Origin of the sequence: Candidatus Alistipes pullistercoris, assembly GCF_027665465.1 — a bacterium.
Taxonomy (GTDB): domain Bacteria; phylum Bacteroidota; class Bacteroidia; order Bacteroidales; family Rikenellaceae; genus Alistipes_A; species Alistipes_A hominis.
Genome location: NZ_JAQDED010000001.1, coordinates 232,020 through 244,752, shown reverse-complemented (window position 1 = coordinate 244,752; position 12,733 = coordinate 232,020). Strand labels below are relative to the sequence as shown.

Below are 12,733 nucleotides of genomic sequence, written 5' to 3'. Positions count from 1 at the left end.
GGATTTTGCCGTTTTACTGTGGCGGACCGATTACGAAATCATGCTGAAAACGAACTATCATACCCATACCGCCCGTTGCCATCATGCCGTGGGCAGCGATGAAGATTACGTGCAGAGCGCCATTGCCGGCGGGTTCCGAGTACTCGGATTTTCCGACCATACGCCGTGGAAATACGATTCTCCTTTTGTTCCGGAAGTGCGGATGATGCTCGACGAACTGCCCGGCTATCTGGCGAGCGTGCGCGCCCTGCGCGAGAAATACCGCGATCGGATTGAGATCAGGGTCGGACTCGAGTGCGAGTATTTTCCGGAATACATGCCCTGGCTTTGGGAGACGATCCGTCGCGAGCGGCTGGATTACGTGATTTTCGGCAATCATTTTTACGAATCGGACGAGCGATATCCTTATTTCGGTATGCACACCCGGACGCTTGAAATGCTCGAAATGTACGAAGAGAGCGTACTCAAAGGGATGGAAGCCGGAATGTTTGCTTACCTGGCGCATCCCGATCTGTTCATAAACAGTTATAAAACGTTCGACGAGCACTGTGCCCGGATCAGCCGCCGGATTTGCCGCAAAGCATACCGGACGGGCCTGCCGCTGGAATACAACGTCAGCCTGCTCGGTTACCGGGAGGAGCGCGGAGAGGTTATGTTCCCGCATCCCGACTTCTGGAAAATCGCGGCCGACGAAGGGTGTACGGCCATCGTCGGCATGGATGCGCACGACAACCGGATGCTTGAGAATACGGTTTTTTACGAACGGGGGGTGCGGGCGCTGCGCGAACTGAATATCAAAACCATCGATACCATTCCTTATTTCAGCTATTGACGCTTTCTATACGAACAGGGCCCGGATCACGTAATAACCCATTGCGAGCGATGCCGCCAGTTTCAATCCGGTACTCAGCAGAAATGCGACGAACGAACCGATCGCTACCCGGACGGCTTTCCGGAGATCGTCGCGGTCGTACAGCAGTTCCCCGATCAGCGCGCCCGCGAAAGCCCCGACGATCAGCCCTGCCGGCGGGAAAAACAGCAGTCCGACGATCATACCCACCGTCGATCCGGTCGCGGCGTATTTCGATCCGCCGAAACGCCTGGCCAGGTAGCCGGGCAGCAGATAATCCAATGCCGAGACGATCAGCGTAACGGCCACCCATATCCACAGGAAGCGGCTGTCGAAACCGGCGTGTCCGCTCCAGCGCATCAGCAGCAGGGCGAGAAAGTTCAGCGGCGGCCCCGGCAATATCGGCAGGATGCAGCCGGCGACGCCGCCCAGCGTACAGAGGATCGCGAGAATGATCAACAGGGTATCCATTTTTTTCGGATTTTGTGATTTTCCGAAATTTGCGGCATTCCTTCCAACGTCGGAGAAAAAGGACTGCCGTAAACGGGTTGAAAATTATGAAAATCTTTTGAAACCGTTGCATTTTCGCGATTATTTTTCTAAATTTAAAGCTGTTTAGTGAATCTGAATCGAAGTCGAACCTAAAACTTTTTTCGATTATGAAGACATACACAACGCACGAGATCAAAAACGTAGTCCTACTCGGCGCCTCAGGCTCGGGAAAGACGACTCTGGCCGAGGCAATGGCTTTTGACGGAAAGGTGATCGACCGCCGCGGCAGTATCGAAAACGACAATACGCTGTCGGACTACACGGAGGTCGAACATCTGTATAAACGGTCGATTTACCCGACGATCCTGTTCGCCGAGTACAACGGGTGTAAGCTGAACATCATCGATACGCCGGGTTCGGACGACTTTTGCGGCGGGCTGTTTTCGGCGTTCAAAGTAGCCGACGTGGGCGTGATGTTGCTGAATGCGCAGAACGGTTTCGAAGTGGGGACGGAAATTCAGGCGCGCTATGCGCGTGCGCACGAGAAACCGATCATCGCCGTGATCAATCAATTGGACAGCGAGAAGGCTTCGTGGGAAAATACGCTCGAATCGCTGAGGGTGGCTTCCGGCGTGAAACCCGTGCTGGTGCAATATCCGGTCAATCCGGGGCCCGGTTTCGATGCGTTCGTCGATGTGCTGTTGATGAAAATGTACAAGTTCAAAGGCGATACCGGGATCCGCGAGGAACTCGAAATCCCCGAATCCGAAATGGAGCGGGCCCGCGAACTGAATCAAATACTGACCGAAGCGGCCGCCGAGAACGACGAGTCGCTGATGGAACTCTATTTCGACAAAGGCGTGCTGACGCAGGACGAAATGCGTTCGGGGCTGAAACTCGGGTTGGCCAAACGCGACTTGGTGCCGGTGTTCTGCGCTTCGGGCAAACGCGATATCGGGGCGAAACGGCTGATGGAGTTTATTATCAACGTGGCTCCCGGCCCGATCAAGGCTCCCGCTTTCCGGAACGTGGACGGCGGCGAAGTCCCGGCCGACAGCAAAGCTCCGACCGCGCTGTTCGTATTCAAAAGCGCCGTCGAACCGCATCTTGGCGAGATGACCTTCTTCCGGGTGGTTTCGGGTCGGGTGGCCGAAGGCATGGAACTGATCAATTCGAAAACGGGAAATAAAGAGAAGATATCGCAGTTGTTCGCCGTGGCAGGCAAAGGGCGCGTCAAAGTGACGGAAATGGAGGCCGGGGACATCGGCTGCACCGTGAAACTGAAGGGCACGCGTACGAACCAGACGCTGGCCGCCGCCGGATCGGGAATCGAGATCGAACCGATCAAATTCCCGGAACCCCGTTACCGGGCGGCCGTCCGGTCGGTCAAGACGGGAGAGGACGAAAAGCTCGGCGAGCTGCTGAATCGGGCTCATTTCGAGGATCCGACGATCCTGGTCGAGTATTCGAAAGAACTGAAACAGACGATCGTGCAGGGGCAGGGCGAACACCACCTGAATATCCTGAAATGGCAACTGGCGAATCAGAATAAGATCGACGTGGAGTTTTTCGCGCCGAAAATCCCTTACCGGGAAACGATTACCAAAGTGGCTGCCGCCGATTACCGCCATAAAAAACAGTCCGGCGGCGCGGGCCAATTCGGCGAGGTGTGGATGATAATCGAGCCTTATTTCGAGGGGATGCCCGATCCCGGGAAATATAAGGTGGACGGTAAGGATTTGGTGCTGAATATCAAAACCAAAGAGGAAGTAGCGCTCCCGTGGGGCGGGAAGCTCGTATTTTGCAGCGCCGTCGTGGGCGGGGCGATCGACGCCCGCTTCATGCCGGCCATCCTGAAAGGGATTATGGAGAAGATGGAAGAGGGGCCGCTGACCGGTTCGTATGCCCGCGATATCCGGGTGGTGGTTTACGACGGCAAGATGCATCCGGTCGATTCGAACGAGCTGTCGTTCAAACTGGCGGGCCGCAATGCTTTCAAGGAAGCTTTCAAAAAGGCCGGCCCGAAGATTATGGAGCCGATTTACAGTGTCGAGGTGCTCGTGCCGTCCGACAAGATGGGCGACGTGATGAGCGATCTGCAGAACCGCCGCGCGATGATCGAAGGGATGAGCAGCGACAAGGGATTCGAGCGTCTCGTAGCCCGGGTTCCACTGGCCGAGATGTATCGTTATTCGACTACGCTCAGTTCGCTGACCAACGGGCGCGCGACCTATTCGATGAAGTTCGCCTCTTACGAGCAGGTGCCGGCCGATGTGCAGGAGAAACTGCTGAAGGCGTATGCCGATACCGATAAAGACGAATAACCGCCGTCGCTTCGACAATTTCGGGGAAGTCTCGCGCGAGACTTCCCCGGTTTGTTGCCGGGCGGCTTTTGGTTTTCCCGCCGTTTGTACGTACCTTGCATCGGTAAACGGATAAATGCCTGATTTATGATTGTCGATACGTTATCAGGATCGGGGCGGTACGACGCCCTGCATCCCCGGTTCAAAAAAGCTTTCGATTATGCCGTCGCCCGAATGGATACGTTGGCTCCCGGGAAATACGCCATCGACGGAGACGATCTGTATATCGTAATCAGCGAAGGGTTGCTCCGGCCGGAGCAGGAAGCTCCTCTCGAAGCGCACGATCGATACATCGACGTACAGATCCCGCTCCGGGTTCGGGGCGAAGAGCGGTTCGGATGGCGTCCGCGCGAACGGTGTATTCTGCCCCGGGGCGAATTCGACGAAGCGGCCGATATTGTTTTTTTCGACGATAAGCCTTCGTGCTATGTGTCGCTGCATCCGGGGGAATTCGTCGTTTTTTTCCCGGAAGACGCGCACGCCCCGCTGATCGGCAGCGGCAATGTCCGGAAAGCGATCCTGAAGATCCGGGCTGTGTGAGAGCCGGCGTTCGCTATTCGAAAAGGCGGACGATCGCCTGTTTTTTCTGCCTTAGGTAGGTGACCGGGAACCGGAAGAAGGACACTTTGTTCCCTGAGACGGAGTATATTTTCAGCGAGTCCGGACAGTTGCCTCTCATCAGTCCGACGGCGGTCTTTTTATCGAAAGCGCTGAAATAGAGTTTACACTCTTTGTCGTCCCGGAGCAGAGCGCTGCGGTACAGGCCGCCGGCATAGAATGAGCCCAGTTTCGGGGACGGGGCGAGCAACAGCCGCCGTTTTTCGAAAAAGAGTCCGTCGCGGCTGCTCCACAAGGTCAGGTTTCGGAAGTCGTAAATCACCATGTAATAGATGCTGTCGATCCGTTGTACGTCGATGTGCCAAGGGACGACGGCGGTGTCCGACAGCCGGCAATACTCTTTTTTCTGCCAATTTCTGCCATCGTCCGAGAACGAACGGCAAATGCTCCGGGATTCCCCGATATCGTTGACATACCACATGCAATACCGGCCGCCGATCTTTTGGATCGCGGGACTGACGATCATGCCTCCGGGGCCTTCGCGGACGACCGCCGGATCTTGGAGATCGATGACCGTTTCCCGTTCCGACCAGTGTATGCCGTCGGCGCTGTATTTTCGCAGGATGTATGTTTCGTCTCGCTGTGTGCGGCTGATGCGGTACCAGCACTCCAGCGTGTCGCCGTTCATCACCAGATGTGTGTCGGAAAAGAAATCCCGGTTCTCGATCTCGGTTTCGTTCAGGTCGTCGATCGGGTTGACCAAGTCGCCCGGCGTTTCCCAGTGTATGCCGTCGTGCGAGGCGTGGATGCACGGGTTTTCCCATCTGGCTCGGTAAGGAGGCAGGCCGTTCCAATCGCCGTCCGGCCCCAACGGGTAGGGCGTTTCCGCCATCCAGTAAGCATACCCGTTCCATCCTCCGGGAATGTATACCACCGAAGGATGGTAAGGTTGAGCGTTTCCTTCCGGCGTTTCGATGTTCAGCGGACTTTGGTTGTACGGTTCGAAAGCGAAATACCGATATACGTAGTCGATGGCGATCAATAGCGTGATTGCGAAAACGATATATCCGTATTTACACTTGGTCCTAATTGGTTGCATGATGCAAAAGTAGACATATTTTCATACGTTGTATGCCGGATATAAGGTAAAATCCAAATAAATTCCGTCCGAAAAATTTGCAGATTCGAAAATTCGATATATATTTGCATTCGATTAATAGTTGTAATTAATACAAAATTGTAGATGATTCAGGATTTGCACCGTTATTTGATGGAATACGGCATCCGGCCTTCGTTGCAGCGGCTCGCGATCATGGAGTATCTCGTGACGCATCCGACGCATCCGACGGCCGACGAGATCCATACGGCGCTCAGTCCGTCGATGCCGACGCTTTCCAAAACGACGGTGTACAATACCCTGAAGTTGCTGGCTGCGCACCGCGCGATCCTGTTGCTCGATATCGACGAGCGGAACAGCCGTTTCGACGGGGATGTTTCTCCGCATGCGCATTTTCGTTGCCGGAGCTGCGGCGCGGTTTACGATCTGCCGTTGGCGGTCGATCCGGAAGCGTTGGAGGTGAGCGATCCGCGTCACGAAGTCGACGAAGTGCAGGTCTATTATAAAGGCTACTGCGAGCGGTGCCGGAAAAAATCGAACTAGTGGGTAAAATGAAATAATAACAGAATCAATCACTTAAAAACTTGATGGCTATGAAAAAGAAATTTATTTGTACGGTTTGCGGTTATGTTCACGAAGGGGATGCAGCTCCCGAATTTTGTCCGCAGTGTAAACAACCCGCGTCGAAATTTAAGGAAGTGGTCGAAGGAGAAGCGCTGACGTGGGCCGACGAACATGTGATCGGCGTGGCCAAAGGCGTAGACGAAGAGGTGCTCGAGGGTTTGAGAGCGCATTTTGCCGGCGAGTGCAGCGAAGTGGGCATGTACCTGGCGATGAGTCGTCAGGCCGACCGCGAGGGATATCCCGAAATTGCCGAGGCGTTCAAGCGTTACGCGTGGGAGGAGGCAGAACATGCGTCGAAGTTTGCCGAACTGCTGGGTGAAGTGGTTTGGGATACCAAGACCAATGTGAAAGCCCGGATGGAAGCCGAAAGCGGCGCCTGCGAAGATAAGAAACGGATCGCTACCCGTGCCAAACAACTGGGACTGGATGCCATTCACGATACCGTCCACGAAATGTGCAAAGACGAAGCGCGTCACGGAAAAGGTTTCGAGGGACTTTACAACCGTTATTTTAAGAAATAACGATTCGAAAACGGATTTGACGGGCGGAACCCTCTGTGGCTCCGCCCGTTTTTCGTGTGCCGCGGGGTCGGATTTATTCGTCGGGGCGGGGGCTGTCCGGGATGCCGGGCACCGGATCGTTCGCACGAATGGAATCGTTGCGGAACGGAGGCGGATTTGTTTCCGAAAAATTATTAACTTTATCGCACGAACCTAACAGGGATGAATATGGAAGAGGTTGAGAAAGAGATTGATCTGGATGCCGAATATTACCAGCCGTTTTTGGATCTGGCGCGTTCGGTATTCGACGACGAGGTTTTCGGGGTGGTGCGTTCGGCATTGTGTCTGGCGGTCGACCGGTTGAAAGGGCTGGTTCGTCACGACGGGACGCCTTTCGTTACCCATTCGATCAATACCGCGATGATCGTGATTCAGGAGGTGGGACTCGGGCGGAATTCGACGGTCTCGACGCTGCTGCACGATGTGGTGCGCCTGCAGTTGATGGATGTTCATAAGCTCGGGAATCATTTCGGAAAACAGTGCGTCGGCATCTTGCAGGGGTTGTGCAACATCTCGGACGTCGATCCGAAAGTGGCCAACGACCAGGTCGATAATTTCCGGGAGCTGATCGTTTCTTATTCGACCGATCCCCGCGTGATTCTGATCAAGCTGGCCGACCGGCTCGAAGTGATGCGCCGTCTGGAGATTTTTCCGCCGGAGAAACGGGCCAAAAAATCGTGGGAAAGCCTGAACCTGTATGCCCAGATCGCGCATAAGCTGGGATTGTACAATATCAAATCCGAACTGGAGGATCTCGCCCTGATGCACCTGGAACCGGACGATTACGAGTACATCCGCAAGCGGTTGAACGAAACGGCCGCCGAACGCGAGGTATTTATCCGCCGGTTCGTGCGCCCGATCGAAGAAAAAATGCGGCATCTCGGGTTCAAATACCATTTGAAAAGCCGTACCAAGTCGATCTATTCGATTTGGCGCAAAATGAAGCGGATGCGAATCGGCTTCGACGAGGTGTTCGACCTGTTCGCGATCCGGATTATCATCGACTGTCCGCAGGAGCAGGAGAAGGCGCAGTGCTGGGCGATCTATTCGATCGTCACCGATTTTTATACGCCGAATCCCGACCGGATGCGGGACTGGATATCCATCCCGAAGTCGAACGGTTACGAATCGCTCCATACGACGGTCGTTTCCAATGAGGGGCGCTGGGTCGAGATACAGATTCGCAGTGAGCGGATGGACGAGGTCGCCGAACGCGGCGTGGCGGCCCATTGGCGTTACAAAGGCGTCAGCGGCGGAACGATGGGAACCGAGGAGTGGTTCACCAAGCTGCGCGAGATCATGGAGACGACTCAGCCGCAGGAGATCGCGCAGAAGTTTGATGCAAAGCTGTCGTCCGGCGAAATCTTCGTGTTCACGCCGAACGGCGACCTGCGCAAACTGAGCGAAGGGGCCACCGTGCTCGACTTCGCGTTCGATATCCATACCAATCTCGGAGCTACCTGCGTCGGCGGTAAGGTGAACCACCGTAACGTGTCGTTCCGCGAAGTGCTGCGCAACGGCGATATCGTCGAGATACTGACGTCGAAAACCCAGAAACCGAAAGCCGATTGGCTGAATATCGTCACCACGAGCAAAGCGCGCAACAAGATCCGGGCCTACATGCGCGAGGAGCAGGCCAAGGCGGCCAGTCTCGGGCGGGAGGAACTCGAACGCAAGATCAAGAACTGGAAACTCTCCATCACGATGGACGACGCCGTGATGGTGCTGAGCAAATACTACAAATTGCGGACGGGAACCGAGCTGTACGGGCAGATCGCACAACAGAAGATCATCCTGCCCGACATCAAGGAGATCCTGACCCGCCACCTGAACGGGACGCTGGACGACGGGCATCCGTTGAAAGCTCCGTCGGCCGCGAAGATCGTTTCGGACAACGACGACGCGCTGATTATCGACAATTCGCTAAGTAATATCGAATACAAACTGGCCAAGTGTTGCAATCCGATCTTCGGGGACGAAATATTCGGTTTCACGACGATCAACAGCGGGATCACGATCCACCGGCAGGATTGCCCGAACGCCCAGCGGCTGAAGGAACGTTACCCTTACCGGGTGTTGCCGGCGCGCTGGCAGCAGAACGCGGCGAAGGGCGCGTTCGTCGCGACAGTGCGTATCCAGGCCGAAGATGCGACCGGCCTGGTGAATAAAATCGCCGAAGTGATCAACCGCGACCTGAAGATCAATATCCGTTCGATGAGCCTGAACTCGTCGGGAGGAATGCTCTCCGGGTTGATCAACATCGAGGTGACCGGTACGCAATTGGTCGATGCCGTCGTCTATTCGCTGATGCGAATTAAAGGGGTGCAGAAAGTGTTCCGGGTAAATAAATAACCGCAGAGATGCCGGCTTCCACGCATATTTCTCTCAGCGAACTGCAGGCGCTTATCAAGCGCGGGATCGACAACGCCCATCCGCTGCCGTACTGGGTGACAGCGGAGATCAGCGAACTGAAGGTGAACTATTCCGGCCACTGTTACATCGAATTGGTCGAAAAAGGCGGGGCGAACCATGTGCCCAAAGCGAAAGCGAGCGCCGTGATTTGGCGCAGCGGTTATCCGATGATCGCGTCCTATTTCCAGGGAGCGACGGGCCAGGTCCTCGCAGCGGGGCTGAAGGTGCTGGTCAAGGTGGTCGTTTCGTACCACGAACTTTACGGATTGTCGCTGCAGATTACCGATATCGACCCGACCTATACGCTCGGCGACATGGAGCGCCAGCGACAGGAGACGATCCGGCGGTTGCGACAGGACGGCGTGTTCGACATGAACCGCGAGTTGCCGCTGCCTGCGGCGATTCAGCGGATTGCGGTGATCTCGTCGCGGAATGCGGCGGGTTATCAGGATTTTATGAAGGAGATTTCATCCTCTCCCTACGGATTCGAAATTACGTTGTTCGACGCTTTCATGCAGGGGGCCGAAGCCGAGGAGTCGATCGTCCGGGCATTGGGCGAGGCGGCCGACCGGGCGGACGGTTTCGATGCGCTGGTGCTGATCCGAGGGGGCGGTTCGCAGAGCGATCTGGGGTGCTTCAACAGCTATCGGCTGTGCTGTTACCTGGCGCAGTTCCCGTTGCCGGTGATCGCCGGGATCGGACATGATAAAGACCAGAGCGTGGCCGATCTGGTTGCGGCCGTTTCGTTGAAAACGCCGACTGCCGTGGCCGTGTACCTGAAAAACGGGATGGCCGAATTCGATGCCGGACTCGACGATATGAGGAAGGAACTGAAGGAGGCGGCACAGGCGTTTTTCCTGCAGCGGCGCAGCGCGTTGAGGGATGCGGCGTTCGCGCTGAACCGGATTTCGACGCAGGGGACGCAGGCGGTGCGGCTGCGGCTGGAACAGTTGCGCGGTGCGCTGCGGCATGGGGCGGCGCAAGCGATCCGCCGCCGGGAAGACCGCACGGCGGCGCTGCAGGCGCAATTGCGACAATCGGCTCGTTTTGCCTTTTCGGACGCGAATTTCCGACTCGATAATTTGTCGGCCATGCTCAGACACCGCAGCCGGGAATACGTCGCATCCCGTACGAAAGCGTTATCTTTGCTGGGCGACCTGGCGGCTACGCGCGATCCGGACCGGATTCTCGACATGGGGTTTGCCGTCGTGCGCAGCGGCGGGAATATCGTGACCGATCCGGTCGGCTTGCAGGCGGGCGATTCGGTAGAGATCGTGATGAAACGCCGGACGATAGAAGCAGAAATCAAAAAAATCAAATAGATGGAAAAATCGAAAATTACATATGCGCAGGCGATCGCCGAAGTGGAGCAGATCCTCGAGCGGTTTAACAATGAGCAGATGAACGTCGACGAACTGGGCGCTCAGGTCAAACGGGCCGCCGAGCTGATCCGGTTGTGCAAGGAACGGCTGCGAAAAGCCGAAAAAGAGGTCGACGAGGCCCTGAAAGAGGAGGAATAGCCCGATGAAGCAATTGATCCGATTCGTATTGCGGCATGTGCCGCGCCGTTATATCCAGCGGGTGGTGCACCTGTGCACGCCGCTTGTGGGGTTATTTTACGCCGGGAGCCGGGTGCAGTGCCCGGTGTGCGGCAACCGTTACCGGAAATTCATGCCCTACGGATACGTCAATTCGCGTGAAAATGCGTTGTGTCCGCATTGCCTGGCGCTCGAGCGGCACCGACTGATGTGGCTGTACCTGCAAAACGAAACCGACTTTTTCGAAGCGCCCGCGCGGGTGTTGCATATCGCTCCGGAGTATTGCTTCCTGAAGCGGTTCGGTCGGCTGCCGCAGTTGGATTACGTGACCGCCGATCTGGAGTCGCCGTTGGCGAAGGTTAAGATGGATGTGCAGCGAATCCCGTTTCCGGACGGGGAGTTCGACGTGATCTTCTGCAACCACATTTTGGAGCACGTCGACGACGACCGGCAGGCGATGCGGGAACTTTTCCGCGTGATGCGTCCGGGAGGCTGGGGGATCATGTTGTCGCCGGTCAATCCCGACCGCGAGACGACTTACGAAGATCCGTCGATCACCGATCCCGTGCAGCGTGAACTCCATTTCGGACAAAAAGATCACCTGCGCGATTACGGCAGGGATTACGGCGAGCGCTTGGCCGAAGCCGGGTTCGATGTCGAAGAGATCGACTACATCCGTTTCCTCAGTCCGGAAGCGGCGGCGTTGTACGGGCTGCGTTCGGAAATGATCTACCTCGTTCGGAAGGAATAAGGCTGGTTCGGGAAAAACGAACGCCTCTCTGCCGGAATGTACGTATCCGGCCGGGAGGCGTTTTTGTATCGGGCGGCGTCTTGCGTCAATCGATCGGTTCTGCGTCGAATTTCTGGATGTCGATGCCGACCGACAGTTTTTCGATCTGCGGCAGCAACGTCGTGAAATGCTTGGTCGCTTCGTGCTCGGCGAGCACTTCGGCGTTCTGCCAGACCTCGATGATCGCCAACCGCATCGGGTCGGTGGGATGCAAGTAAAATTCGTAGGAGATGTTGCCCGATTCCTGCTGCGAGGCTGTCGTAAGCGCTTCCAGCAGCGGCAGTACCTGCGGGCGGTTTTCTTCGGAGACCGTAATGGTTACGATAATGTTGATCATGGTATTTCGTTTTAAGTTAAACGTCGTTTCCGTTTAAACCGGGGCGTTGTTGAACGCCTCGGCGATCTGGTCGGCGATTTGGTCGACCGCCTGGGCCAGCTTGCCGCCGATCATCATCTTCATCATCATGTTCAGTTGCACATGCAGTACGATGCGCATCCGGGTGTCCTGCTCGTCGACGCTGACCAACTGCACCCAGAACGTGAAATCCATCGGGGAGCCGTCTTCGCCGGTCACTTTGACCAGCTTGTGCGGCTCTTTCTCGACGATCCGCAGGCTGACGGGAAACCCCTTCGCCTTGAACGAGCAGGTATTCTCCTCCGCCGTCCAGCCTTCCACTTTGTCGGCCAGTACCGGCGTGAGGTTGTCGAAGCGCGACAGGACGCTGTAAATCATCGAAGCCGGCCGCCGGATCCGGACGTGTTTGCTTTCGTATTTCTCCATTTTCGTGCCGCTTATTTTTTCCAGTTCGCCGGGTCGCGGCGCCACTCCTTCAGGGTCTGCAATTCGTCTTCGTGGACGTAGCCCTGGTTGACAGCCAGTTCGATCATCGTTTTGTAGTTGCTCAGTGTGTCGAGCTTCACGTCCGCTCCGGCGAAATTTTCTTCGGCGGTCGGAAAACCGTAGGTGAAGATCGCGACCATGCCCAGCACGTCGCATCCCCCCTCGCGCAGCGCTTCGACGGCGCTCAGGCTGCTGCCGCCGGTGGAGACCAGGTCTTCGACCACGACCACTTTGGCTCCCGGCCAGTATTCGCCCTCGACCTGGTTGGTCAGCCCGTGCGATTTCGGCGAGCTGCGGACGTAGATAAACGGCTTGCCCATTTTTTCGGCGACCAGTACGCCGTGCGCGATAGCTCCGGTGGCTACGCCGGCGATGATGTCTGCGTCGGGATATTTTTCGGAGATGATCTTTACGAATCCTTCGTAGATTTCCTTCCGGACGGCCGGATAGGAGAGGATCTTGCGGTTATCGCAGTAGATGGGCGAATACCAGCCCGACGCCCAGGTGAAATGATTTGTCGGATTTAATTTAATTGCCTTAATTTGTAACAGACTTTCAGCGACTTTTTTGTCTAAATCACACATTATT

Annotated in this window: 14 protein-coding genes; 9 read left to right on the top strand and 5 right to left on the bottom strand. The window is 56.0% G+C overall.

The features are described 5' to 3' along the window. The first annotated feature begins 43 nt into the window (after nucleotides 1–43). Entirely contained in the window at nucleotides 44–832 is a 789-nt protein-coding gene (locus PGR91_RS01165) for a histidinol-phosphatase (protein WP_101572047.1), read from the top strand. 6 nt (nucleotides 833–838) lie between these two features. Here the strand turns inward: PGR91_RS01165 and PGR91_RS01160 are convergent, their stop codons facing one another. Further along, a complete protein-coding gene (locus PGR91_RS01160; RefSeq protein ID WP_118655400.1) occupies nucleotides 839–1,321 on the bottom strand; it encodes a DUF456 domain-containing protein in 483 nt (160 codons plus the stop codon). A 188-nt stretch (nucleotides 1,322–1,509) separates the two neighbouring features. On the opposite strand from PGR91_RS01160, the gene PGR91_RS01155 reads away from it, so the two are divergent. Then, the gene (locus PGR91_RS01155) at nucleotides 1,510–3,666 is read left to right on the top strand and encodes an elongation factor G (protein ID WP_118655398.1); all 2,157 of its coding nucleotides are present in this window, start codon (nucleotides 1,510–1,512) and stop codon (nucleotides 3,664–3,666) included. 126 nt (nucleotides 3,667–3,792) lie between these two features. After that, complete coding sequence (locus PGR91_RS01150; protein ID WP_055202458.1) at nucleotides 3,793–4,245, top strand: YhcH/YjgK/YiaL family protein; 453 nt, start codon at nucleotides 3,793–3,795, stop codon at nucleotides 4,243–4,245. A gap of 13 nt (nucleotides 4,246–4,258) precedes the next feature. Here the strand turns inward: PGR91_RS01150 and PGR91_RS01145 are convergent, their stop codons facing one another. Beyond that, a complete protein-coding gene (locus PGR91_RS01145; RefSeq protein WP_118655396.1) occupies nucleotides 4,259–5,362 on the bottom strand; it encodes a hypothetical protein in 1,104 nt (367 codons plus the stop codon). 144 nt (nucleotides 5,363–5,506) lie between these two features. Here PGR91_RS01145 and PGR91_RS01140 point away from each other — a divergent pair, with 144 nt between their 5' ends. From PGR91_RS01140 to PGR91_RS01115, 6 genes are all read left to right on the top strand, one after another. Beyond that, the gene (locus tag PGR91_RS01140; RefSeq protein ID WP_055202454.1) at nucleotides 5,507–5,923 is read left to right on the top strand and encodes a Fur family transcriptional regulator; all 417 of its coding nucleotides are present in this window, start codon (nucleotides 5,507–5,509) and stop codon (nucleotides 5,921–5,923) included. A gap of 50 nt (nucleotides 5,924–5,973) precedes the next feature. Continuing rightward, nucleotides 5,974–6,525: an NADH peroxidase gene (locus tag PGR91_RS01135; RefSeq protein ID WP_055202452.1), complete on the top strand. Its 552-nt coding sequence runs from the start codon at nucleotides 5,974–5,976 to the stop codon at nucleotides 6,523–6,525. A gap of 207 nt (nucleotides 6,526–6,732) precedes the next feature. After that, nucleotides 6,733–8,916: a RelA/SpoT family protein gene (locus PGR91_RS01130; protein ID WP_101572045.1), complete on the top strand. Its 2,184-nt coding sequence runs from the start codon at nucleotides 6,733–6,735 to the stop codon at nucleotides 8,914–8,916. A gap of 8 nt (nucleotides 8,917–8,924) precedes the next feature. Beyond that, nucleotides 8,925–10,298, top strand: coding sequence for an exodeoxyribonuclease VII large subunit (gene xseA, locus PGR91_RS01125; protein ID WP_118655394.1), 1,374 nt, complete (start codon nucleotides 8,925–8,927; stop codon nucleotides 10,296–10,298). After that, complete coding sequence (gene xseB, locus PGR91_RS01120) at nucleotides 10,299–10,496, top strand: exodeoxyribonuclease VII small subunit (protein ID WP_055202449.1); 198 nt, start codon at nucleotides 10,299–10,301, stop codon at nucleotides 10,494–10,496. 4 nt (nucleotides 10,497–10,500) lie between these two features. After that, complete coding sequence (locus tag PGR91_RS01115; protein ID WP_101571706.1) at nucleotides 10,501–11,265, top strand: class I SAM-dependent methyltransferase; 765 nt, start codon at nucleotides 10,501–10,503, stop codon at nucleotides 11,263–11,265. 85 nt (nucleotides 11,266–11,350) lie between these two features. Here the strand turns inward: PGR91_RS01115 and PGR91_RS01110 are convergent, their stop codons facing one another. From PGR91_RS01110 to pyrE, 3 genes are read right to left on the bottom strand one after another with little or no spacing between them, the layout of a single operon-like run. Beyond that, a complete protein-coding gene (locus PGR91_RS01110) occupies nucleotides 11,351–11,641 on the bottom strand; it encodes a putative quinol monooxygenase (protein ID WP_055202445.1) in 291 nt (96 codons plus the stop codon). 33 nt (nucleotides 11,642–11,674) lie between these two features. Continuing rightward, on the bottom strand, nucleotides 11,675–12,085 hold the full coding sequence (locus PGR91_RS01105) for a polyketide cyclase (protein ID WP_055202443.1): 411 nt from the start codon (nucleotides 12,083–12,085) through the stop codon (nucleotides 11,675–11,677). An 11-nt stretch (nucleotides 12,086–12,096) separates the two neighbouring features. After that, a complete protein-coding gene (gene pyrE, locus PGR91_RS01100; protein ID WP_055203497.1) occupies nucleotides 12,097–12,729 on the bottom strand; it encodes an orotate phosphoribosyltransferase in 633 nt (210 codons plus the stop codon). Nucleotides 12,730–12,733 lie beyond the last annotated feature (4 nt).